The sequence below is a fragment of the Rathayibacter sp. AY1C1 genome, assembly GCF_002932105.1.
Taxonomy (GTDB): domain Bacteria; phylum Actinomycetota; class Actinomycetes; order Actinomycetales; family Microbacteriaceae; genus Rathayibacter.
In genome coordinates this window covers 40762-63469 of record NZ_PSWH01000003.1, presented here as the reverse complement: position 1 = coordinate 63469, position 22708 = coordinate 40762, and the positions used below count along the sequence as shown (strand labels likewise).

Below are 22708 nucleotides of genomic sequence, written 5' to 3'. Positions count from 1 at the left end.
ACGACCGGGGGCTCCCGCTCCCCGAACGAGGTCCCCCCGGCCGGTGCTCCGCGCACCGGCCGGGGGGACGGGAGAGACCATGACCACTGCCACCGAGACCGCCCGCCTCCTGCGGCGCGGCACCGAGCCGCCGGCCCCGCCCGCCCCGGCCGCCGAGAGCCGTCGGCGCCGTTGGCGCCCCGAGGGCGGCCGTCTGGTCGCGTGGGCGTTCCTCGCCCCGCTCGTCGCCTACCTGCTCGTCTTCTACGCGTTCCCGCTCTACCGCAACCTCGAGCTGAGCCTGAAGGACTACACGGTCCGCTCGTTCGTGCAGGGGAACGCGCCCTTCGTCTGGTTCGACAACTACGTCCAGGTGTTCCAGGACGCGACCTTCGGCCCGGCGCTGCTGCACACGGCGGTCTTCACCGGCGTCTCGCTCCTCTTCCAGTTCACGCTGGGGCTGGCGCTCGCCGTGTTCTTCTACCGCCGCTTCCCGCTGGCGAGCACGCTCCGGGCGCTGTTCCTGGTGCCGTGGCTCCTGCCGCTGATCGTCTCGGCGTCGACCTGGTCGTGGATGCTCAACAGCGACTCCGGCATCGTGAACGCGTTCCTGGAGTCGTTCGGGATCGGCCAGATCAACTGGCTCACCTCGCCGACCACCTCGCTGATCGCGGTCCTGATCGCGAACATCTGGATCGGCATCCCGTTCAACCTGGTGATCCTCTACTCCGGCCTGCAGAACATCTCGCAGGACCTCTACGAGGCGGCCTCGCTCGACGGCGCGACCGGCGCCCAGCAGTTCTGGCGGATCACGCTGCCGCTGCTGCGGCCGGTGTCGGCGATCACGATCCTGCTCGGCCTCGTCTACACGCTGAAGGTGTTCGACATCATCTGGATCATGACGAAGGGCGGCCCCGCCGACTCCTCGACCACGCTCGCCACCTGGACGTACCAGCTCGGCTTCGGCTCGATGCTGCCCGATTTCGGACCGGCCGCGGCCGTCGGCAACCTGCTGATCATCCTGGCCCTCGTCTTCGGTCTCGTGTACATCCGGGTCCAGCGGAAGCAGGCCGACTCGTGACCGCCCGACGCCCCTGGTACCTGACGGTGGTCGGGATCGCCCTCACGGCGGTCATGCTGTTCCCCGTCTACTGGATGATCAACGTCTCCCTCACTCCGACCGGCTCGATGCGGAAGGATCCGCCGGACTGGTTCCCGTTCTCGCCCACGTTCACCGGCTACCAGGCGGTGCTGAGCGAGCAGCTGCCCTACCTGGGCACCAGCCTCGTCGTCGGCCTCGGCACGGTGCTGCTGACCGTGGCGATCGCCGCTCCCGCCGCCTACTCGCTGGCGAAGCTGCGGCCCCGCGGCGGGCAGGCGCTCTCGTTCGTGCTGCTGATCGCGCAGATGATCCCGGCGATCATCATGGCGATGGGCTTCTACGCCATCTACCTCAACCTGGGACTGCTCAACTCGATCCCGGGCCTGATCGTGGCCGACTCCACCATCGCGGTGCCGTTCGGCGTGCTGATCTTCACGGCCTTCATGTCGGGGATCCCCGACGAGCTCACCCAGGCGGCCCGGATGGACGGAGCGAGCGCCTGGCGCACCTTCACCTCGGTGATCATGCCGATCAGCCGCAACTCCGTCGTCACCGTCTCGCTGTTCGCGTTCCTCTGGGCCTGGTCGGACTTCATCTTCGCCTCGACGCTCGACAGCGGCGGGAAGCTCCAGCCGATCACCCTCGGCATCTACAAGTACATCGGCAACAACAACCAGGAGTGGAACTCGATCATGGCGACCGCCGTGGTCGCCTCGCTCCCGGCCGCCGTCCTCCTCGTCGTCGCCCAGCGGTACGTCTCGGCGGGAGTCACCGCCGGCGCCGTCAAGGACTGACCCGTCCCTCCAAGGAGACACCGTGACCCTCACCGCCCCCACCGCCACCGCCCTCGGCGGCCCGGTCGCCCCCTCGCGGAGCGTGCTCCGGCCGCTGCGCCAGGACGAGATCCGCCTCACCGGCGGCTTCTGGAAGCACTACCAGGACCTCAACTCCTCCGCCGTCATCGAGCACTGCCGCTCGTGGATCGAGCGCGTCGGCTGGGCCGGCAACTTCGACCGCGCTGCCGACGGCTCGATCTCGTCCGCCGAGAGCGGCGACGCGCACGCGGGCATCGAGTTCGTGGACTCCGAGGTCTACAAGCTCCTCGAGGCCATGGCGTGGGAGCTCGGCCGGAGCGACGACGCCGGGCTGCAGGAGCGGTACGACGACCTCGTCGCGCGGGTCGCCTCCGCCCAGGACCCGGACGGCTACCTGCACACGAGCTTCGGCCGGCCCGGCCAGCGTGCGCGCTACTCCGACCTGGAGTGGGGCCACGAGCTGTACAGCTTCGGGCACCTGATCCAGGCCGCCGTGGCGCGGCTGCGCACCGGTCACGACGACCTCCTGCCGCAGGTCGCCCGGCGCCTCGCCGACCACGTGCATCGCGAGTTCGGGCCCGAGGGGAGGGTCGCCGTGTGCGGCCACCCCGAGATCGAGCCGGCGCTCGCCGAGCTGGCGCGGGCGACGGGGGAGGAGCGCTACCTCGAGCTGGCCCGCCTCTTCGTGGAGCGGCGCGGGACGGGGACGCTGAAGCCGATCGCGTTCGGCGCCGAGTACTTCCAGGACGACGTGCCCGTGCGCGACGCGGAGGTGCTGCGCGGCCACGCGGTGCGGGCCCTCTACCTCGCCTCCGGGGCTCTCGATGTCGCGGTCGAGACCGGCGACGCCGAGCTGGAGGAGGCGGTCCGCCGCCAGTGGGAGGCGACCGTCGAGCGGCGCACCTACGTCACGGGCGGGATGGGCTCGCACCACCAGGACGAGGCGTTCGGCACCGACTACGAGCTGCCGCCGGATCGCGCCTATGCCGAGACCTGCGCGGCGATCGGCTCCACGATGCTCAGCTGGCGGCTCCTGCTCGGCTCGAACGAGCACCGCTACGCGGACCTGATGGAGCGGACGCTGCTGAACGCGGTGCTCCCCGCCACCCGCGACGACGGCCGCGCCTTCTTCTACACGAACACGCTGCAGCAGCGCGTCGACGGAGTGGCGCCGGACGAGTCGCGCGAGACCGACCGCGCGCAGTCCAGCCTCCGCGCGCCGTGGTTCTGGGTCTCGTGCTGCCCGACCAACACCGCCCGCACCCTCGCGAGCGTCGAGCTCGGCTTCGCGACCGCCACCGACGACGGGGTGCAGCTGCACCAGTACGGCGCGTACGAGGTGCGCACCGGAGGCGTCGCGCTGGGCGTCGAGACGGAGTACCCGGCCGACGGCGAGATCGTCGTGCGGATCCTCGAGGACGCGGAGTTCGCGTTGACGCTGCGGGTGCCGCCGTTCGCGCGGGGCTCGGCGCTGCTCGACGGCGAGCCGGTCTCGACGCCGACCGTCACCGTCCGCCGGGCGTTCTCCGCCGGCGACACCGTGCGGCTCTCGCTGCCGATGACGGCCCGCTTCGTCGCCCCGCACCCCCGGATCGACGCGGTGCGCGGCCAGGTCGCCCTCGAGCGCGGGCCGTTCGTGCTCGCGATCGAGTCGCTCGACCTGCCCGAGGGCCTGGACACCGAGCACATCGCGGTCGACGCGTCGGTGCCGCCCGTCGTGACGGCGGAGGGAGCGCGCGTGTCCCTCGTGGCGCGGGAGGCGGCATCCGGCTGGCCCTACGGCTCCGTGCCTGTGGAGGAGGGGCGCCGCTTCGAGGCGGAGTTCCGGCCGTACCACCGCTGGGCGAACCGCGGACCGTCGACGATGCGGATCTGGACGCCGACGGCCTGACGGGCACCGCTCGCGAGAACGCAGAAGTCGTCGCACTCGAGCGCGAGTGCGACGACTCCTGCGGAGTGGCTGCCGTTGCGGCGCCTGCGCTCAGATCCAGCCGCGCTCGCGGGCCTCGATGACCGCGCGCTGGCGGGTGTCGACGTCGAGCTTGCGCAGGATCGACGAGACGTGGTTGCGGACGGTGCCGGAGGAGAGGTGCAGCGCCGCGCCGATCTCGCCGATCGTCTCGCCGCGGGAGCCGGCGCTGAGCACGTCGAGCTCGCGGTCGGTCAGCGGGCTGCGCGTGCTCGCCAGGGCGTCGGCGGCGATCTCCGGATCGACGTAGCGGCGTCCGCTCGCGACCTGGCGGATCACCTCGGCGACGTCCTCGACCCGGCGCGACTTCGGCAGGAAGCCGCTGACGCCCGCTCCGAGCGCTCGCCGCAGGACCCCCGGCCGCGCGTGCCGGGTGACGACCACGACGCGCGTCGCCGAGACCCGGCGCAGCCGCTCCGCCGCCTCGATCCCGTCGAGCCCGGGCATCTCGACGTCGAACAGGCACACGTCGGGCTGCAGGCGCAGCGCCTCCGCGACCGCCTGCTCGCCGTCGCGGCACTCGCCCACGATCTCGAGGTCCTCCTCGAGGCGGAGGAGCGCGGCCAGCGCCGTGCGGATCATGTCCTCGTCGTCGGCGATCAGCACCCGGATCACGAGTCGCTCCCCACCGGCAGGCGCGCGTCCAGCTCGAAGGAGCGGCGGACCGCCCCGGCGCGCAGCGTCCCGCCCGCCCGCTCGACCCGCTCCGCCATGCCGAGGACGCCCGAGCCGGTCCCGTCCGCCTCCTCCGCGTCCGGTGCCAGGTCGTTCACCGCCTCGAACCGCCACTCGTCCCGCTCCCGCGCGAGCCGCAGCCGCGCGCTGGAGCCGCCGCCGTGCTTGAGGATGTTCGTCGTCGTCTCGCGGACCACCGGCCCGAGCGTCTCGGCCGGCGCGTGAGCCGCCGCCGGGTCGACCTCGAGCTCGACGCGGAGCCCGGCCGAGCGGAGCAGGTCGGCGGCGTTGGCCAGCTCGTCGGCGAGCGGGACGCTGCGGAAGCGCGTCGCCAGCTCGCGGGTGCCGGTGCGGGCGCCGTCGACCGAGCGCTGGGCGGCGCGCAGCTGCTCGAGAGCGGCCTCGGGGTCGCTGCCGAGGAGGCGCTCGGCGAGCTCGAGCTGCAGCGCGATGACCTGGAGGTGGTGGCCCTGGAGGTCGTGCACGTCGCCGGCGAGCAGCAGGCGCTCCTGCGCGGCGGCGAGCCGGCCCTCGGCGGCGCGCGCCCGGTCGAGCTCGCGGACGATGTCCCACCACCACAGCGCGCTGACGACCGTCAGGGGCAGCAGTGTCGCGAACAGCAGGAGGGTCGAGAGCGCGGCCGACGCGTCCGGCGCCGCGCGCGTCTGCTCGAGCACCGCCGCGACCGCGAGGACGATCGTGCAGAGCACCATCACCCGGAGCCGCACGCCGCTCTGCCAGGGCAGCACGGCGACCAGGGTCGCGGCGAGCGAGAGCCCGAGCGCGAGGCTCCCGGCGGCCGTGCCGGTGAGCGCGGCGGCCGCCACTCCGAGGCAGAAGACCAGGGTCGGCGCGGCCCGGAGGCGCACCGGGCCCTCGCGGTCGGCGCGCCGGTACGCGAGCGCGGTCGGCGAGAACACCGCGACCCAGGCGGCCGCGCCCAGGAAGTAGGCGGCCTTCCGCCACTCCTCGGCCTCGGCGCTCAGCACCGCCACGGACCAGACGGCCAGGACGACCACCACGAAGGAGGCGGCCGACGCGAGGGTGTACCACCAGGTCACGGCGACGCCGCGGCCTGCGCGCACGGGCGGATCCGCCTCGGTCGTGTTCACCATGCGGCCCAGGCTACGACCATGACACTTGTCACCCCTCGGGCCGTCGATCCTCCCGGGACGCGGTGATCCGGCGGCACTGCCGCAGCGGGCGCGGACACGGTCGGATGGAGGAGTCCCGAGAGCCGGGGCCACGTACCGGAAGGCACGACCATGACGATCATCAGCGACGCGATCCTCGGATTCCAGGACCTGATCGGCCGCGTTCCCGAGCTCGTGCAGCCCCTCGTCGTCGCCGCGGCCGGGGCCGTCCCCTTCATCGAGGGCGAGGGAGCGGCGAGCATCGGGATCATCGGCGGCATCCACCCGGTCGTCGCCGGGCTTGCGGGGGCGATCGGCAACTTCGTCTGCGTGGCGCTGCTCGTGCTGCTGGGCACCGGCGTCCGCTCGGCGATCACGGGCCGCTCGGAGGCGAAGCGGACGACTCCGCGGCGCGAGAAGTTCCAGCGGGCCTTCACCCGCTACGGCGTCCCGGGCGTGAGCCTGCTGGGGCCGCTGCTGCTCCCGACGCACTTCACCGCGGTGATGCTGGCGGGCGCCGGAGTCGGCCGAGGGCGGATCCTGCTCTGGCAGGGCGTCGCGATCGCGCTGTGGACGACGGTGCTGACGGTGATCGTCGGGCTCGCGGTCTCGGGCGCGACGCAGGCGGGCTGAGCGGGCCGGACACGGTCCTGAAGCGTGCGACCCCGGTGGCGCAGAGGCGTCCGCGCCATCGGTCAGCGCCGGATGCGCCGTCCCGGTCCGCCGTCCGGGTCCGCCGGGCCGGCGGACTGCAGGTGGGTGTGCAGGCGGATGAGGGTGTCGCGCAGCCGGGTCTTGACGGTGCCGAGCGGGATCGACAGCTCCTCCGCGATCTCGGAGTGGCTGTACCCGCGGACGTAGGCGAGGTAGAGGACGTCGTGGTGGATGGCGGCGAGCTGCCGGATCGCGCCGGCCGCGGGCGCCAGGGCGAGCCGGACGTCCGAGCGCTCCCACTCGTGATCGCGCGGCCGGTCGAGGACCGTGTACTGCAGCTCCCGGCGCCGCGCCGACCGGTCCGCACGGGCGCGGTCCACGGCCCGGCGGTGCGCGACCTGGGCCAGGAAGGCGAGGACGGGACGTCCCGGGTCGAGCGAGCGCGCGGTGCGCCAGAGCTCGAGGTAGACCTCCTGCGCGACCTCCTCGGCGGCGGCGCGGTCGTCGAGCACGGCGTCCGCGACGGAGACGACCCTGCCCGCGGTGAGCGAGTAGAGCTGCCGGAAGGCGGTCCGGTCGCCCGCGCAGACCCGCATCAGCAGGGCCGCTGACCGCGCAGGGCTGTCCCCGGGCTCACGCCGCTTGCCCGTCATCGTCGACACAGGGCTCAGCCTGGCACCGCGGACGCGCTCCTCCCGGGGTCGCCCCCTGTGAGGTGGCCCCCGTTAGAGGCTCACTTTCACAGGAGTCCGCCGATGCGCGCCGCACGCCCGCCGATGCGCGGCCCCGGTCGCGCGCGGGGCCCGTGCGGCGGCGTCGACGGACTGGGCCGCCCGTCAGGCGGCGACGCGCGCGTTCGACTGCGCGAGGAGCGCGACCGAGCGCAGGCGCGCCTCCGTCTGCAGCGACGCGTGGGCGACGATGACCTCGTCGGCGTCGGCGGAGCGGGCGAAGTCGGCGGTGTAGTCGGCCACCTGGTCGCCGGTGCCGACACCGGTGTAGGTGGTCATGCTCGCGACGTGGGCGCCGATCGGGGCGCTGAGCAGGGCGTCGAGCTCCTCGTCGTCGAAGGTCTGGCCGACGGGGATCTGCCCGCTCTGGCGCAGCAGCATCATCAGGCGGGCGCGCTTCATCTGCGCGAACTGCTCCTGTGCGTCCTCCTCGGTGTCGGCGGCGATGGCGTTCATCCCGGCGATCACGTAGGGCGCGTCGAGCTGCTCGGAGGGGCGGAAGCCGCGGCGGTACTCCGCGACAGCCTGGTGCAGCGCGTCCGGAGCGAAGTGCGAGGCGAACGCGTACGGCAGGCCCAGCGCGGCCGCGAGCTGCGCGCCGAAGAGCGAGGAGCCGAGGATGTAGAGGGGGACGCGGGTGCCGGCACCGGGCGTCGCGCTCACTCCGGGGATGCGGGACTCGCCGGCGAGGAACGCCTGCAGCTCCAGCACGTCCTGCGGGAAGCGCTCGGAGGAGTCGGGGTCGCGGCGGAGCGCGCGGAAGGTCGCCTGGTCGCTGCCGGGGGCGCGGCCGAGTCCGAGGTCGATCCGGCCCGGGTGCAGCGTCTCGAGGGTGCCGAACTGCTCGGCGATGGTGAGCGGGGAGTGGTTCGGCAGCATGACGCCGCCGGAGCCGAGGCGGATCGTGGAGGTCTGCGAGGCGACGTGCGCGATGAGCACCGAGGTCGCGCTGGAGGCGATGCTCGCCATGTTGTGGTGCTCGGCGTACCAGACGCGGCGGTAGCCGTTCCGCTCGGCCTCCTGGGCCAGGGCGACGGAGGCGGCGAAGCTGTCGCGAGCGGTCTCACCGGGGGCGATGGGGGCGAGGTCGAGGATGGAGAGGGGAACGCTCATGGTGAAGGCAACGCCCGCGACGGCTCCGGTGTTCCCGTCGCGGGCGCCGTCCTCACGCCTCGGGGATGTCGCGGCCGTACGCCTCCAGCGTCACGGCCTCGGGCTCCGGTCCGCCGCGCACGCCGGCCTCGAGGGCGTCGATCCGGGCGAGCTCCGAGCCGGAGAGCGCGAAGTCGAACACGTCGATGTTCTCGGCGATGCGCTCGGGGCGGGTCGACTTGGGGATGACCTGGCGGCCCTCCTGCAGGTGCCAGCGCAGCATCACCTGCGCGGCCGTCTTCCCGTACTTGGCGCCGAGCTCGAGGAGCACCGGGTCGTCGAAGCTGCGGCGCGGGGAGTCGCGGTAGGCGGTGATGCCGCCGATCGGCGACCAGGCCTGGGTGAGGATGTCGTTCTCGCAGCCGAAGCGCTCGACCCGCCGCTGCTGGAAGTACGGGTGAACCTCGAGCTGGTTCACCGCGGGGACGACGTCGGTCTCGGCGAGCAGGCGGGTGAGGTGCTCGACCATGAAGTTGCTCACGCCGATCGCCCGCACCCTCCCGTCGGCGAGCAGCCGCTCGAGCGCCCGGTAGGCGTCGAGGGTGCGGTCGAAGGCCTCGGGCAGGGCCTGGTGCAGGATCAGCAGGTCGATCCGCTCGACGCCGAGCTTGCCCGCGCTCTTGTCGAAGGCGTGCAGCGTCTCGTCGTAGCCGTAGTCGCTGATCCACACCTTCGTCTCGAGGAAGACGTCGTCGCGGCCGGCGATCGCCTCGCTCACCTCGCGCTCGTTGCCGTAGGCCGCCGCCGTGTCGATGTGCCGGTACCCCGCGTCGAGCGCGGCGGCGACGGCGGCGCGGGTCTCGTCGGGCGGAGTCTGGAAGACGCCGAGTCCGAGGGCGGGGATCTCGACACCGTTGTGGAGAGTGAACGTGTTCATGAGCCCACGCTACGTCCGCAGACGCCGAGTCGCCCGAGAAGCCGCGCGCGACTCCTCAGGCGACCCCGTCGCTCCGGCCCTGCTCAGCCGTCGATCGGCAGCAGGATCCCCTTCACCGTCTCGTCCGTGGCGAGGAACTCCTGCACGGCCGGGTCCTGGAAGGCCTGGACGAGCTTCCTCACGTTCTCGGTGTCGCGGTACTTCGAGCCGATGGTGAGCTGCCCGGCGAAGTCGTCGGGGGCCTGCGGGGCGAAGATCTGCTGCTCGATCGGGATGCCGGCGGCGAGGTAGTACTCGGTGTAGCCGACGGCCGCGTCGAGGTCCGGCAGCGCGCGCGACTGGGCGGCGAAGTCGAGCAGCGTGAACTGCAGGTTCTTCGGGTTCTCGGCGATGTCGTCCTGGGTCGCGGTGCCCGGCTCCGTGCCCGGCTTCAGCGTGATCAGGCCGGCGTTCTGCAGCAGCCAGAGGCCCTGCGCCTCGTTGGCGGGGTCGGAGTAGAGCGAGACCGTGCCGCCGTCGGGGATCTGGGAGACGTCGGAGTACTTGTCGCTCCAGAGCCCGAAGCCCCAGCGGAAGACGGGGGTGGCCGCCTCCTCCTCGAAGTCGGGGTTGGCCTCGAGCACCTGTCCCAGCCAGAGCTTGTGCTGGTACACCGTGGCCGCGACCTCGCCCTCGCTCACCGCGCGGTTGATGGTGTTGCTGTCCGAGAGCCCCTTGAAGGCGACGGTGATGCCGTAGCGCGGCGCCACCTCCTTCGCGACGAAGTCGACCAGGGCCTGCTCGGAGGCATTGCCCTCGGCGGTCGCGACGTAGAGCGTCGCTCCCTCCTGCTCGTTGGCCGAGACGGCGGGGGAGAGGAGCGGGACGGCGATCGCGGAGGCGACGCCGACCACGACGACGGCCGCTCCGGCGATCCAGGGCCAGCGGCGCTTCTTCTTGAGATTGAATCCGAGGTCGTCGGGAGTGGACATGGCGGTGCCTTTCGAAGAGGGGGTGCGCGGGCGCGCGGGAGGGGCGCCCGAGGGCGCAGGAGGAGGAGTGGTGGTTCTAGACGGCGGCCGCGACCCGGGGCGCTCGCCGCGAGCGGGAGGCGCCGGGCGTGGTCGCGCGGACGAGTGCGTCGCCGGTGAGCTGCACGGTCGCGACGGTGGCGACCAGGATCACGATGGTGGCGAGCATGACGGTGGTGTCGAAGCGCTGGTAGCCGTAGGTCACCGCGACGTAGCCGATGCCCCCGGCGCCGATCGTGCCGGCGATCGCCGAGTACTCGATCATCGCGATCGTGTTGATCGTCAGGCCGCCGATGATCTGCGGAACCGCCTCGCTCAGCTGGGCGGTCCGCACCACCTGCAGCCGCGACGCTCCGGAGGCGCGGGCGACGCGGGTGAGCGAGAGCGGCACGCTGCGCAGCGCGTTCTCGACGATCCGGGTGAAGAAGGCGATCCCCGCGATCGACATCGGCACGACGGCGGCCGCGATCCCGATGTTGGTGCCGGTGATCAGGCGCGTGAACGGCATGATCGACGCCATCAGGATGAGGAACGGCAGCGAGCGGCCGACGCTGATGACGGCGCTGAGCACCTGGTGGGCGGCCCGGTTCTCGGCCAGCCCGCCCGGAGCGAGGTTGTGCACGAGAGCGCCCAGCGGCACGCCGACCAGCACCACGATCGCCATGACGATGCCGACCATGATCAGCGTCTCGCCGAGCGCCGGCAGCACCAGCGCGGGGATCTGCTCGAGCGGGACCTTGTTGTCGAGGTGGAGGATCATGCCGCCACCTCCTCGGCGAGGACGCGCACGCCGGCGGGCCGGACCGACAGGCCGAGCTCGGCCGCCGCCCGGGTGAGCCGCGCCTCGTCGACCGGGCCGAGCCCGATCGTCGCGTGGCCGACCGCCTGCCCGTCCACCGTCTCGATCGCCGCGCCGAGCAGCGAGACGGGGCCGACCGCCTCCGCGAGCCGGGTGACCCAGTCGGTCGGCACTCCGGAGCGGGAGTAGCCCACCACCCATTCGCCCAGACCCGGGCCGGGCGCGACGAAGGGGCGCACCGGGTTGAGGGCGAGGCCGAGCGGGGACGCGGGGTCGCGCAGCAGGTCGACGAGGCGCCCCGACTCCACGATGCGGCCGTGGTCGAGGCGGGCGACGGAGTCGGCCACCTGGCGCACCGTCTCCATCTCGTGGGTGATGAAGAGGATCGAGAGGCCCAGGTCGTCGCGCAGCTCCTTCAGGAGCGTGGTGATCGCGGTGGTCGAGGCGGGGTCGAGGCCCGAGGTGGCCTCGTCCGAGAGCAGCACCGAGGGGCGGAGGGCGAGAGCGCGGGCGATGCCGACGCGCTGGCGCTGACCGCCGGAGAGCTGGTGCGGGTAGTAGCGGGCGCGGTCCGAGAGGCCGACGCGCTCGAGCAGCTCCGCGACGCGCCGCTTCGTCTCGGCGGCGGTGACGCCGAGGTACTCCAGCGGCAGGGCCACGTTCTGCTCGGCCGTGCGGCGGCTGAAGAGTCCGTCGGACTGGAAGACGGTGCCGATGCGGCGGCGGGCGACGCGCAGCCGCTCCTCCGAGAGCTGCGAGAGCGCCTCCCCGTTGACGACGACCGTGCCCGAGGTGGGCCGCTCCAGGAGGTTCACGCAGGCGGCGAGCGTGCTCTTGCCCGCGCCGCTCGGGCCGACGACGGCGAAGATCTCGCCGGTCGCGACCGAGAAGTCGAGGCGGTCGAGCACGGTCGCCGGACCGTACGACTTGCTGAGCTGCTCGAGCCGGATCATCGCGTTCCTTCGGACGGGTCGGGCGGCCGCGGCCTCTCCGCGTCGTCCCGGACACGATGATGGAGCACCGCGGGCCCGCCCGTCCCGGCCCGCGTCGCCCGGCGTAACCCTTCGTCGCCGGGCGTAACAGTGCGCGGGGCGGAGGGGGTCGCTCACGCCGGTCCCGCCGCTGCCGGGCGCGGCAGGGCGCTCCCGCTCAGCTCGCGGCGGCCGCCGCGCGGGGGCTCTCGGCGCTCGCCTCGCGGTCGAAGCGCTCGCGGCTGAAGACCTGATCGGCTGTCGTCAGAGCGAGGCCGATCACGCCCGCCAGCTCGCCCAGGTCCGACGTGTGGATGGTCAGGTGCCGCGTGGCGAGCGGGTGGGTGCGCAGGTAGACGCGCTCGCGCAGGCCCGACATCAGCACCTCGCCGCAGTCGCCGAGCTGGCCCGAGATCACGATGGTCCGCGGGTTGAGGATGTTGACGAGGTCGGCGACCGCCTCGCCGAGGACGCGGCCGGCCTGGCGCACGGCCTGGGTGGCGCGCATGTCGCCGCGGAGCACGCGGGCCGTGACGTCGGCGACGTGCTTGATCGAGGGGTCGTCGGCCGAGAGGTCGCGGACGAGGGCCCAGCCGCTCGCGTACGCCTCCACGCAGCCGGCGTTGCCGCAGCGGCAGGGCAGCGGATCCGCGTCGACCGTGCCCGTGACCGCGCGGGTGTGGCCGATGTCGCCGGCCGCGCCGACGGCTCCGCGGATCGTCGCTCCGTTGAAGACGAGGCCCGAGCCGATGCCGGTGCCGAGCTTCAGGCTGATCAGGTTGTCGGAGCCGTGGTGACGCGACTCGGCGAGGGCGCGGGCGTTCGCGTCGTTCTCGATGACGACCTGCACGCCCTCGTACGGCTCGGCGAAGTAGCCGGCGATGTCGAAGTCGTCCCAGCCGGTCATGATCGGCGGGTTGCGCACGCGCCCGGCGGCGAACTCGACCGGCCCCGGGACTCCGACGCCGATGCCGGCGACCGCGTCGCCCTGCTGCAGCCGCTCGAACGCGGCGAGCACCAGCGAGAGCACGGCGTCCGGCCCCTCCCAGACGTCGACGACGCCGCTCTCGTGCCGGAGGGGGGTGCCGCGGAGGTCGCAGGCGGCGGCGACGAATCCGCTCGCCCCGATGTCGGCGGTGAGGAACACCGTGCCGACCAGGTTCATCGCGAACATGCTCGAGGGGCGCCCGCCGGTCGACTCGCCGCCGGTGGTGGGGGCGATCAGGCCGAGCTCCACGAGGGTCGCGAGGCGCTGGTTGACGGTGGAGCGGGAGAGCCCCGTCTGCTCCATCACCGCGTTGCGCGAGACCTCGCCCTGCTCGCGGAACAGCGCGAGGACGTCGGCCACGTGCGAACCGGCCTCGCCGGTGGAGTACCCCGTCATCGCTCCCCCTCTTGTCACGGTCAGCGTACATGCCTGCCGACGGGAAACCTGAAGTTCCCCGACTTTCGTATTGCGGTAACGCGAAAGCCCCGATAGTTTTTACACACCGGCACGCAGTGGTGCCACTGATCCTCAAGGATGACGATGAACCGCACAGCACGCCGCCTCCTCCCGGTTCTCGCACCGGTCGGCGCCCTCGCACTCCTCCTCACCGGCTGCGCCTCGGGTGGCGACACGGCCGCCGGCGGCTCCGGATCGACCAAGGTCGCCGCGGTCATCAAGGGCCTCGACAACCCCTTCTTCCAGGCGATGGAGAACGGCATCGAGGACACCGCGAAGGACGACTCCGTGGACGTCTCGGTGCAGGCCGCCGCCGACATCGGCGACACCACCGGCCAGGCCGACAAGCTCACCACGGTCGCCGGCCAGGACTTTGGCTGCCTGATCGTCAACCCGATCAGCGGCACGAACCTGGTGCAGGCCCTCGCCTCCGCCACCGGCAAGACGATCGTCAACATCGACAGCCCGCTCGACCCCGACGCGGTCGAGGCCGCGAACCTCGACGTCACCACCTACATCGGCACCGACAACGAGGCCGCGGGCGGCAAGGCCGGCGACTTCCTCCTGCAGCAGCTGCCCGCCGGCTCCGAGGTCGCCGTCATCGGCGGAGTCTCGGGAGACGTCACCAGCGCCGCCCGCGTCGACGGCTTCACCGCCGCGATCGGCTCCGACCTCACCGTCGTCCAGGAGGCCGCGGCCGACTGGAAGCGCGAGGTCGCGCTGACCAAGGCGACCGACATCCTCGCCGCGAACCCCGACGTGAAGGCGTTCTTCGCCGCGAACGACGACATGGGCCTCGGCATCGTCAAGGCCGTCGAGAACGCGGGCCTCACCGGCTCCGTCCAGGTGGTCAGCGTCGACGGCAACGAGGACGCGCTGCAGTCGGTGAAGGACGGCGGCCTCACCGCCACCGTCGCCCAGTACCCCTACGCGATCGGCCAGCTCGGCGTGCAGGCGTGCGAGGCCGTCGGCGCCGGCGAGGAGATCCCCGCCGAGATCGAGTCGCCCACCGCACTCGTGACCTCCGAGACCGCGGAGCAGGCCCTCGGCGCCTTCCCCCAGCCGTTCGAGGAGTTCGACAACCCGCTCGCCGCGCTCGTCCCCAGCAAGTAGGACCTCCCGCCCATGGCAACCCAGGAAGCGACCATGACCTCAGTCACCGCCCGACCCCCGGCCAGCGCCTCCCCGCTGCTGGCGAACCTCCGTCAGCTCAGCTTCTGGGCCGAGAACGCCGCACCGATCGGGCTCGTCGCCCTGGTGATCGTGTTCTCGATCGCGACGCCGACGTTCCTCAGCCTCGGCAACATCAAGGCGATGCTCGTCGCCGCCGCGATCCTGGTCATCCTCTCGATCGGCCAGTCCTTCGTCATCACCACCGGCGGCATCGACCTCTCGATCTCGGCGACGATGACCGTCGGAGCGGTCGGCTTCGGCATCGGCTGGAGCGCCGGCTGGGGCTTCTGGCTCTCGGCGCTCGCGGCCCTGCTCTTCGCGGGGCTGATCGGAGTGATCAACGGCTTCCTGATCGCGAAGGGCAAGGTCACCGACTTCATCGCGACACTGGGCACGCTCTCGGTGGCGACCGGCCTCGCGCTGATCGTCTCCGACGGCAAGCCGATCACGGTCGGCAGCCCCGAGCTGCTCCGCCTCACCACCGGCTCGATCGGGATCATCGGCTACCCGATCATCCTGGCCGCGGTCATCGGAGTCGTCGCCTGGGTCGTCATGTTCCGAACCCGCTTCGGCCTGCACGTGCAGGCGGTCGGCGGCAACGAGGAGAGCGCGGTCGCCAACGGCATCAAGGCCGGACGCGTGCGCATCGCGGTGTACATCATCGCCGCCGTCCTCGCCGGAGTCGGCTCGCTCCTCCTCGTCGCCCGCGTCGGCGCCGCGGAGCCGGCCATCAACACGCAGTACCTGCTCAACTCCATCGCGGCCGTCGTGCTCGGCGGAGTGAGCCTCACCGGCGGCAAGGCCAAGATCGTCGGCCCGATCATCGGAGCGTTCCTCCTGACCGCGCTGACCAACGGCCTGACCCTGCTCGGCGTCTCGCAGTTCTACCAGCCCCTCGCCGTCGGCCTGGTGGTCGTGCTCGCCGCCCTCATCACCCGCTACCAGAAGAAGTGAGCCCAGCCATGACCAGCGACATCCTGCTCGAAGCGCGGGACATCAAGAAGTCCTTCGGCGGCGTCCACGCTCTCAAGGGAGCGTCGATGTCGATGCGCCGCGGCGAGATCACCGCCCTGATCGGCGACAACGGCGCGGGCAAGTCCACCCTCGTCCGCTGCCTCTCCGGGGTGCACCCCGCCGACTCCGGCACCATCACCCTCGACGGCGACGTGGTGCACTTCACCACTCCGCTCGGCGCCCGGGACGGCGGCATCGAGACGGTGCACCAGACCCTCGCCCTGGTCGAGGACCTGACCGTGTGGCAGAACTTCTTCCTCGGCCGGGAGCTCACCAAGGGCGTGCCCGGGGTGCGGTTCCTCGACCGGACGCAGATGAAGAAGACGGCCCAGGAGCTTCTCGGCGACCTCGCCGTGAACGTCCCGCCGGTCACCAGCAAGGTCCGCCGCCTCTCGGGCGGCCAGCGCCAGGCGGTCGCGATCGCCCGGGCCGCGGGCTGGGGCAGCAAGATCGTGATCATGGACGAGCCGACCGCGGCGCTCGGCGTCCAGGAGACGGCGCGCGTCGAGAAGATCATCCTCAAGCTGCGCGACGCCGGAGTGGCCGTGCTGCTGATCAGCCACAACTTCGACCAGGTGATGCGCCTGAGCGACCAGGTGTGGGTGATGCGCGCGGGCCTCGCCGTCGCCGGCCGTCGCACCGCCGAGACCAGCGGCGACGAGCTCGTCTCGCTGATCACGGGCGCGAAGGCCGCCTGATGCACCCCGAGTTCCTGCACCGCGGGAGCACGGAGCGCTCGTCGCCGATCGGGGTCCACGCGGGCCTGCTCGTCGGCGACTGGACGCCGGAGTCGGGGCGCCGCGCGATCGGCACCGCCGCCTCGATCGGCTTCGACCTGATCGAGATCCCGGCTCCCGCCGACCCCGACGCCTCCGCGTGGACCGCCGACCTGCTCGACGAGCACGGGATCGACGCGGTCGTCTCGCTCGCGCTGGACGCCGACTCCGACATCACCGACCAGGCCACGGCCGGCCGCGGCGAGGAGCGGCTGCTGGCGGCCGTGCGGTTCGCCGAGGCGATCGGCGCGCGGTACGTCGGCGGAGTCACCTACTCGGCCATGCGCAAGTACGAGCACGCGGCCGACGCGGCTGCCCGCTCGCGCTCGCTCGACGTGCTGCGGAGGGTCGCCGCGGCCGCCGCTCCCGCCGGCGTCGTCGTCGGAGCGGAGTACGTGAACCGCTACGAGAGCAACCTGCTGAACACGGCCGCCCAGACCGCCGCGTTCCTCCGCGAGCTCGACGCGCCGAACGTGCTCCTGCACCTCGACACGTTCCACGCCCACCTCGAGGAGATCGACCTCGCGAGCGCCGTCCGCGACGCCGGCGACCTGCTCGGCTACCTCCACGCCTCCGAGAACCACCGCGGAGAGCTGGGCACAGGGAGCACCGACTGGACCGGGCTCGCGGCGGCGCTCGCCGACTCCGGCTACCGCGGCCCGCTCACCCTCGAGAGCTTCTCGCCCGCCGTCCAGCCCCCGGCCTCGGCCGAGGGCATGGGCCTCTGGCGCGAGCTCTGGCACGACCCCGTCGCCCTCGCGACCTCCGGCCACGCGTTCCTCGCGGACCTGCTCGACACCGACCCCGCGGCCCGACGCCGCCCCTGAACCTCTCGAACCAAGGAGCACCACCATGACCACGAACCCTCTCGGAGTGCACGCCCTCGTCTTCGCCGGCGGCACCACCCCCGACGAAGTGACCGCGACGATCGAGCAGACCAAGGCGGCCGGATTCGACCTGCTGGAGCTCTCGCTGCACGACGTGCAGAACCTCGACACCGCCTCCGCCCGCACCGCCCTCGAGGCGAACGACCTCGGCATCGTCTGCTCGCGCGGCCTCGCCTTCTCGGCCGACGTCTCCAGCGACGACCCGGAGGTGGTGGCCCGCGGCGCGAAGCTGCTCGCCGACTCCCTCGAGACCACCCACGCGCTCGGCGGCACCCACTTCACCGGCGCCCTCTACAGCGCGCTCGGCAAGTACAGCGCGCCCCTCTCGGCCGCGGGCCGCGCGAACGTCGTCTCGGTGCTGACCGACCTCGCCGCCGAGGCCTCGACGAAGGGCATGAACCTCGGCCTCGAGATCTGCAACCGCTACGAGACCAACGTCATCAACACCGCCGCGGACGCCCTGCGCCTCGCCGACGACATCGGCGCCGACAACGTCCTGATCCACCTGGACACGTACCACATGAACATCGAGGAGGACGACTTCTTCCGCCCGGTGCTGCTCGTCGGGGATCGTCTCGGGTATGTCCACATCGGCGAGAACCACCGCGGCTACCTCGGCAGCGGCCACCTCGACTTCACGACGTTCTTCCACGCCCTCGCCGCGATCGACTACCGCGGACCCATCACCTTCGAGTCGTTCTCGTCGGCCGTCGTCTCGCCGACCCTCTCGAACGACCTCGCCGTGTGGCGGAACCTCTGGAACGACGGCCCCGCGCTCGCCCGCCACGCCCACGGCTTCCTGGTGAACGCGCTGGAGAGCAGCCGTGGCGAGGCCTGAGACCGAGGTCGCGCCCGACGCGGTGCGGCCCGGCCTCGACGAGCTGGCCGGGCGCGCGCTCGCGCTGACCTCGCCGGGCCGCCGCGCGATCGTCGCGATCGCCGGCAGCCCCGGGGCCGGCAAGACCACGCTCGCCCGGGCGGTGGTCGCCCGCGCGAACGAGCTCGCGGGGGAGGGGACCGCCGCCTTCGTGCCGATGGACGGCTTCCACCTCGCCAACGCCACGCTCGACGAGCTCGGCCGCCACGACCGCAAGGGCGCCCTCGACACGTTCGACGGCTGGGGCTTCCTCGCCCTGGTGCGGAGGCTGCGCGCCGAGACCGACCACGTCGTCTACGCGCCCACCTTCGAGCGCACCGTCGACGAGGGAGTGGCCGGCGCGCTGGCCGTGCACCCCTCCGCGTCGCTCGTCGTGCTGGAGGGCAACTACCTCCTCGTCGACGAGGGCCCGTGGGCGCTGCTGCGCGCCGAGTTCGACGAGGCCTGGTTCTGCGCGACTCCCGAGACCGAGCGCTTCGAGCGCCTGGTCGACCGCCACGTCTCCTTCGGCCGCGCCCCCGAGGCGGCCTCCGCCTGGGCCTCCGAGGTCGACGGGCGGAACGCGCTGCTGATCGAGGCCACTCGCGACCGCGCCGACCTGATCGTGTCGGGGACGGCGGCGGGGGTGGTCTGACGCCCGATGTGGCGGAGGAGCGGTCCGCTTCGGGGCGCGACGTGGGCTCTCGGGCGTGTCCGGCCGGTCGATCGGTGGGACGACGGAGGACCCGTCGCCCGGCGGATGCGGTCTCGACGGGTCGGGTGCCAGGCTCGAGGGATGGACGACTCGACACGGAACTCCACGGAACAGCCCTCTCCCACCACCCCGCCGGCCGTTGCGCCCCCCGGAGCCGGGCAGCCGCCCCTCCCCGTCGCTCTCCTCCTCCTGCTGCGGCGGAGCGACGGGCGGCCCGCGGCTTCGTCGGGCGCTCTCGACACCGTCCTGGCCGCCTCCGTCCTCGCGGAGCTCTCCCTCCAGCGGCGCGTCGAGGTGGACGCCGGAGCCGTCGCCCTCGGGCTGGAGCGGTCCGCGCTCGGGGACGCCGTGCTCGACGGGGCACTCGGGTGGATCGCAGCGGAGCGAGCACCGCGCAGCGTCTCCTGGTGGATCGCCCGCCTCACGCGGAGGGAGCTGCATGCCGCCCTCCTCGAGCGGGTCGCCGCCGTGGAGCCGGCGGAGGACGAGCGGCTGCGGATCCGGGTCGCCGAGGTCCTCGCGGCTCGGAGGGCGCCCCTTCCGTCGGACGCGGCGCTCATCGGCCTGCTCGACGCGGCCGGAGCGCTCTCGCCGAGGCCCGGCATCCCGGACCGGCAGGCGATCCGGTCGCTCGCGGCGCAGCACTGGGCAGGGCCGGCGGCCGCCGCCGTCCTCGCGGGAACCGCCGCGAGCGTCACGGGAGCCGCGGTGATCGCCGCGACGACGACGGTCACGATCACCGGCATGTGATCCGACGCGTGCGGCTCGCTGAAGCCGCGCGCCCCTATTCCGCCGGGTAGTCGGGCGCGACGAAGACGCAGAACGGGTGGCCGGCCGGATCGGCGAGGACGTGGAGCGCCTCCTCCGAGTCCTCGCTCCTGTCCTCGATCAGCTCGGCGCCGAGAGCGAGCGCCCGGGTCTTCTGCCGGTCGAGCTCGTCGGCGTCCGCGACCATGAAGTCGAGGTGCAGCTGCTGCGGGACGGGCCCCTCCGGCCAGGTCGCGCGCGGCAGGGCGGCCACCCGCTGGAACGTGAGCTTCGCGCCGTCGGCGGTGACGATCGCGACCCACTCCGCCTCGTCGTCCGAGCCGTCCGCGGGCGGCTCGTCGCCGGGGCGGTACTCGCCGCCGAGCAGGGCGAGGTAGAAGGCGGAGAGGGCGCGGGCGTCCTCCGTGTCGAGGACGACCTGGCGCAGGCGCATGCGGGCAGGGTACCGCCGGACGGCACCGGAGAGGGATGACGTGCTGTGCGGGACGGCTGCGGCGGGCCGGGCGTCGTGGGTCGCGGCCCGACGTCGGCTGAGAAGGGGGGTCCCTGCCCCGACACGGCAGGCCGCGTCTCAGCGGAGGTTGTCCAGCTCTCTCGCTCCCGACCGCGCCGCCCTGCCACTCCGCGCCCGCTTCCTCAACCCCTCCCGGCTCCCGGCCTCGCGCCAGGGCCCGGCGCGTACTGTGGCCGCTGACTCACGACGGCTACGAGGGAGACACCATGACGGAGCAGATCGGAATCCCCGAGGCCGCGGCACTGGGGAGCGAGCGGCGGAGCATCGCGATCCTCGGAGCGGGCGGCGACCTCACCGAGCGGCTGCTGCTGCCGGGCCTGGGCCGGGTGGCCGAGCTCGCGCGCGACCTCGAGCTCACGCTGATCGGCGCGGCGCGCACGCCCCAGACCGACGAGGAGTGGCAGGGCCTCGTCCGCCGCAGCCTCGAGGCGGCCGGAGTCGCCGCGCACACGGTCGAGGCCCTCGCGTCGCGCGCGCGCTTCGTCGCCACCGACGCCTCCGACCCGGAGCAGCTGAAGGCCCTCCTCGACGCCTGCCCGTCGACTCCGGTGCTCTACGTCGCGCTGCCGCCGGCGATGGGGCACAAGGTCGCCGCCTCGCTCGCCGAGCTCGACCTCCCCGAGGAGCTGGTCGTCGCCATCGAGAAGCCGTTCGGCGAGGACCTCGACGACGCGATCGCCCTCAATGCGGCGTTCGCGAAGGTCCTCCCCGAGAGCCGCCTCTGGCGCATCGACCACTTCCTCGGCAACGCGACCGTGCTCGGGATGCTGGGCCTGCGCTTCGGCAACAGCATGCTCGAGGCGAGCTGGAGCGCCGAGTGGATCGAGAAGGTCGAGATCGTCTACGACGAGACGCTCGGCATCGAGGGCCGCGCCGCCTTCTACGAGAAGACCGGCGCGCTGCGCGACATGCTGCAGAGCCACCTCCTGATGGTGCTCGCGCTGACCACGATGGAGCGCCCCGACGAGGTCGCGCCCGACGAGGTCCACGCGCGCATGGCCGAGGTGCTCGGCGCCGTGCGGCTCTGGCGCGACGACCCCTCCTCCGCCCGCCGCGCCCGCTACACCGAGGGCCGCGTCGACGGCCGCTTCTTCCCCTCCTACGTCGACGAGCCCGACGTCGACCCCGAGACCGGCACCGAGACCCTCGCGCAGCTGCTGCTCCAGGTCGACACCCCGCGCTGGGCGGGCGTCCCCTTCGTCCTCCGCTCCGGCAAGGCGATCGGCGACCCGCGCCGAGAGGTGGCGATCCACTTCCGCGCCGCCACGCCCCCGCGCGGCCTGCAGGCGGCCGAGGGCGACGCCGGGACGGTCCTCCGGATCGGCCTCAAGGGCGGCGACGTCAGCCTCGACCTGGTCGTGAACAGCGCCGACGAGCTGACCGACCTCGAGCGCACCACCCTGACGGCGCAGCCCGGCGCGGCCACGCTCGACCCCTACGCGCAGGTCCTCGCCGGGATCCTGCAGGGCGACACCCTGCTCTCGGTCCCGGGCGACGTGGCCGAGCAGTGCTGGCGCATCATCACTCCGGTGCTCTCCGCCTGGGCCGCGGGCGACGCTCCACTGGACGAGTACGAGGCGGGGAGCGCGGGGCCCGAGGGCTGGTGAGCGCGCGGTGAGGCGGGCGGGCTGAAGCGCGAGAGCTGAAGCGTCGGCGTGAGGCCGTGTCGGCTCCGCCGGCGCCGGACACGTTGCCGCCCGCCCGGCTCCGGTCGCTCCGCTGCTGCCCGCTCCGCTGCTGTCCGTCCCGCGTCGGCACCCCCGCCCGTTGACCCTCCCGCCTGTTGACCCTCCCGCCTGTTGACCCTCCCGCCGGGGGAGACGGGATGCTGGAGGCATGGTGGGCATCGGGGAGTACGCAGGCATCACGGGTCTGAGCGTGAAGGCGCTCCGGCACTACGACGAGAAGGGCGTGCTGGTCCCGGCGGAGGTCGACGAGCGGTCGTCGTACCGCCGGTACGCCGACGCCCAGGTCCGGGCCGGAGTCGTGATCAGCGCCCTCCGGAGCGCGGGGGTCCCGCTGCCCGAGGTCGCGGCGGCGACTCGAGCCAACACCGCGGCGGAGGCGCTGCAGGCGCATCGGGAGCGCGTGCTCGCGGAGCGGGAGCAGGAGGACCGGGCGTTCGAGGCCGCCGAGGTGGCGCTGCGGGCGCTCGCCGTGCCGGTAGAGGTCGCCGAGCGGACGATGCCGGCGCAGCCGTACGTCGGCCAGGTCCTCACGATCGCGCTGGACGAGGCCGACGGGCCGGGCGACGACGAGGCGAACGAGATCCTCGGCGCGCTCGCCATTCGAGTGCACGCGGCAGGGCTCGGGCCGACGGGACTTTTCTGGACGGCGCTCCGGGCGGGCGAGCGGGGTTCGGCGGAGCTCGTCTGCTGCTGGCCGACGTCGGCGGAGGCGGAGGGCGACTTCGCCGATCTCGCCGCGGTCCTCCCGGCGCGCACCGAGCTGGTCCCCACCTGGCGGCCTCGCGACGGGGAGGAACTGCCCGAGGGGACGCTGCATCCGGCGATCGTCGCGCTCTTCGACGCCGCCGGAGACCGCGGCCTCCGGCTCGACGGGGTCGAGGTGCGGCAGACGGTGCTGGGGGAGGGGCCCGGGGACGTGGCGGTCGAGGTGTCGCTGACAGTCGCGGGGTGAGCGGAGGGCGGGAGGCGCCTCAGGTGGGCCGAGTGTCAGCGCTCGAGGACCGGC

23 protein-coding genes are annotated in these 22708 nt (G+C 73.0%); 13 read left to right on the top strand and 10 right to left on the bottom strand.

The window, feature by feature from the left end; genetic code table 11:
- The first annotated feature begins 79 nt into the window (after positions 1-79).
- From C5C71_RS02390 to C5C71_RS02380, 3 genes are read left to right on the top strand one after another with little or no spacing between them, the layout of a single operon-like run.
- Positions 80-1060: a carbohydrate ABC transporter permease gene (locus tag C5C71_RS02390; RefSeq protein WP_104225802.1), complete on the top strand. Its 981-nt coding sequence runs from the start codon at positions 80-82 to the stop codon at positions 1058-1060.
- Complete coding sequence (locus C5C71_RS02385; protein WP_104222699.1) at positions 1057-1875, top strand: carbohydrate ABC transporter permease; 819 nt, start codon at positions 1057-1059, stop codon at positions 1873-1875. Before C5C71_RS02390 ends, C5C71_RS02385 begins: the two co-directional genes overlap by 4 nt.
- Before the next feature lie 22 nt (positions 1876-1897).
- Complete coding sequence (locus C5C71_RS02380; RefSeq protein ID WP_104337094.1) at positions 1898-3787, top strand: glycoside hydrolase family 127 protein; 1890 nt, start codon at positions 1898-1900, stop codon at positions 3785-3787.
- Between the two features lie 90 nt (positions 3788-3877).
- Here the strand turns inward: C5C71_RS02380 and C5C71_RS02375 are convergent, their stop codons facing one another.
- The gene (locus C5C71_RS02375) at positions 3878-4480 is read right to left on the bottom strand and encodes a response regulator transcription factor (protein ID WP_104222701.1); all 603 of its coding nucleotides are present in this window, start codon (positions 4478-4480) and stop codon (positions 3878-3880) included.
- Positions 4477-5655: a sensor histidine kinase gene (locus tag C5C71_RS02370; protein WP_104268801.1), complete on the bottom strand. Its 1179-nt coding sequence runs from the start codon at positions 5653-5655 to the stop codon at positions 4477-4479. The genes C5C71_RS02375 and C5C71_RS02370 overlap by 4 nt, the downstream gene beginning before the upstream one ends.
- 150 nt (positions 5656-5805) lie before the next feature.
- Here C5C71_RS02370 and C5C71_RS02365 point away from each other — a divergent pair, with 150 nt between their 5' ends.
- On the top strand, positions 5806-6306 hold the full coding sequence (locus C5C71_RS02365; protein WP_104225805.1) for a small multidrug efflux protein: 501 nt from the start codon (positions 5806-5808) through the stop codon (positions 6304-6306).
- A gap of 62 nt (positions 6307-6368) precedes the next feature.
- Here the strand turns inward: C5C71_RS02365 and C5C71_RS02360 are convergent, their stop codons facing one another.
- From C5C71_RS02360 to C5C71_RS02330, 7 genes are all read right to left on the bottom strand, one after another.
- Positions 6369-6980, bottom strand: a complete 612-nt coding sequence (locus tag C5C71_RS02360; protein WP_258068622.1) for a sigma-70 family RNA polymerase sigma factor — start codon at positions 6978-6980, stop codon at positions 6369-6371.
- A gap of 183 nt (positions 6981-7163) precedes the next feature.
- Positions 7164-8171 (bottom strand): LLM class flavin-dependent oxidoreductase, encoded by a 1008-nt coding sequence (locus C5C71_RS02355; RefSeq protein ID WP_104260887.1) that lies wholly within the window; start codon positions 8169-8171, stop codon positions 7164-7166.
- A 52-nt stretch (positions 8172-8223) separates the two neighbouring features.
- Positions 8224-9087, bottom strand: coding sequence for an aldo/keto reductase (locus C5C71_RS02350; RefSeq protein ID WP_104337092.1), 864 nt, complete (start codon positions 9085-9087; stop codon positions 8224-8226).
- An 83-nt stretch (positions 9088-9170) separates the two neighbouring features.
- On the bottom strand, positions 9171-10058 hold the full coding sequence (locus tag C5C71_RS02345) for a MetQ/NlpA family ABC transporter substrate-binding protein (RefSeq protein WP_104337091.1): 888 nt from the start codon (positions 10056-10058) through the stop codon (positions 9171-9173).
- Positions 10059-10134: 76 nt separating this feature from the next.
- The gene (locus C5C71_RS02340; protein WP_104222708.1) at positions 10135-10857 is read right to left on the bottom strand and encodes a methionine ABC transporter permease; all 723 of its coding nucleotides are present in this window, start codon (positions 10855-10857) and stop codon (positions 10135-10137) included.
- Positions 10854-11849 (bottom strand): methionine ABC transporter ATP-binding protein, encoded by a 996-nt coding sequence (locus tag C5C71_RS02335; protein ID WP_104337090.1) that lies wholly within the window; start codon positions 11847-11849, stop codon positions 10854-10856. Before C5C71_RS02335 ends, C5C71_RS02340 begins: the two co-directional genes overlap by 4 nt.
- A gap of 196 nt (positions 11850-12045) precedes the next feature.
- Positions 12046-13251 (bottom strand): ROK family transcriptional regulator, encoded by a 1206-nt coding sequence (locus C5C71_RS02330; RefSeq protein WP_104232969.1) that lies wholly within the window; start codon positions 13249-13251, stop codon positions 12046-12048.
- Between the two features lie 144 nt (positions 13252-13395).
- On the opposite strand from C5C71_RS02330, the gene C5C71_RS02325 reads away from it, so the two are divergent.
- The 7 genes from C5C71_RS02325 to C5C71_RS02295 all read left to right on the top strand — a co-directional run bounded on the left by C5C71_RS02325 (position 13396) and on the right by C5C71_RS02295 (position 19482).
- Complete coding sequence (locus C5C71_RS02325) at positions 13396-14424, top strand: substrate-binding domain-containing protein (protein WP_104222713.1); 1029 nt, start codon at positions 13396-13398, stop codon at positions 14422-14424.
- 33 nt (positions 14425-14457) lie between these two features.
- The gene (locus tag C5C71_RS02320) at positions 14458-15438 is read left to right on the top strand and encodes an ABC transporter permease (protein ID WP_104222714.1); all 981 of its coding nucleotides are present in this window, start codon (positions 14458-14460) and stop codon (positions 15436-15438) included.
- 8 nt (positions 15439-15446) lie between these two features.
- Entirely contained in the window at positions 15447-16196 is a 750-nt protein-coding gene (locus C5C71_RS02315; RefSeq protein ID WP_104222715.1) for an ATP-binding cassette domain-containing protein, read from the top strand.
- Positions 16196-17101, top strand: coding sequence for a sugar phosphate isomerase/epimerase (locus C5C71_RS02310; RefSeq protein WP_104337089.1), 906 nt, complete (start codon positions 16196-16198; stop codon positions 17099-17101). Before C5C71_RS02315 ends, C5C71_RS02310 begins: the two co-directional genes overlap by 1 nt.
- A 25-nt stretch (positions 17102-17126) precedes the next feature.
- Positions 17127-17999, top strand: a complete 873-nt coding sequence (locus tag C5C71_RS02305) for a sugar phosphate isomerase/epimerase (protein WP_104337088.1) — start codon at positions 17127-17129, stop codon at positions 17997-17999.
- Positions 17986-18672 (top strand): nucleoside/nucleotide kinase family protein, encoded by a 687-nt coding sequence (locus C5C71_RS02300; protein WP_208543338.1) that lies wholly within the window; start codon positions 17986-17988, stop codon positions 18670-18672. The genes C5C71_RS02305 and C5C71_RS02300 overlap by 14 nt, the downstream gene beginning before the upstream one ends.
- A 141-nt stretch (positions 18673-18813) precedes the next feature.
- The gene (locus C5C71_RS02295) at positions 18814-19482 is read left to right on the top strand and encodes a GPP34 family phosphoprotein (RefSeq protein ID WP_181065631.1); all 669 of its coding nucleotides are present in this window, start codon (positions 18814-18816) and stop codon (positions 19480-19482) included.
- Between the two features lie 34 nt (positions 19483-19516).
- On the opposite strand, the gene C5C71_RS02290 is transcribed toward C5C71_RS02295, so the two are convergent.
- Entirely contained in the window at positions 19517-19933 is a 417-nt protein-coding gene (locus C5C71_RS02290; RefSeq protein WP_104337086.1) for a VOC family protein, read from the bottom strand.
- Between the two features lie 287 nt (positions 19934-20220).
- Here C5C71_RS02290 and C5C71_RS02285 point away from each other — a divergent pair, with 287 nt between their 5' ends.
- Both C5C71_RS02285 and C5C71_RS02280 read left to right on the top strand, forming a co-directional pair.
- Positions 20221-21621 carry a glucose-6-phosphate dehydrogenase gene (locus tag C5C71_RS02285; protein WP_104308176.1) on the top strand — a complete coding sequence of 467 codons (1401 nt, stop codon included), beginning with the start codon at positions 20221-20223 and terminating at the stop codon, positions 21619-21621.
- A 229-nt stretch (positions 21622-21850) separates the two neighbouring features.
- Entirely contained in the window at positions 21851-22654 is an 804-nt protein-coding gene (locus C5C71_RS02280; RefSeq protein ID WP_104337085.1) for a MerR family transcriptional regulator, read from the top strand.
- Positions 22655-22708: the final 54 nt, after the last annotated feature.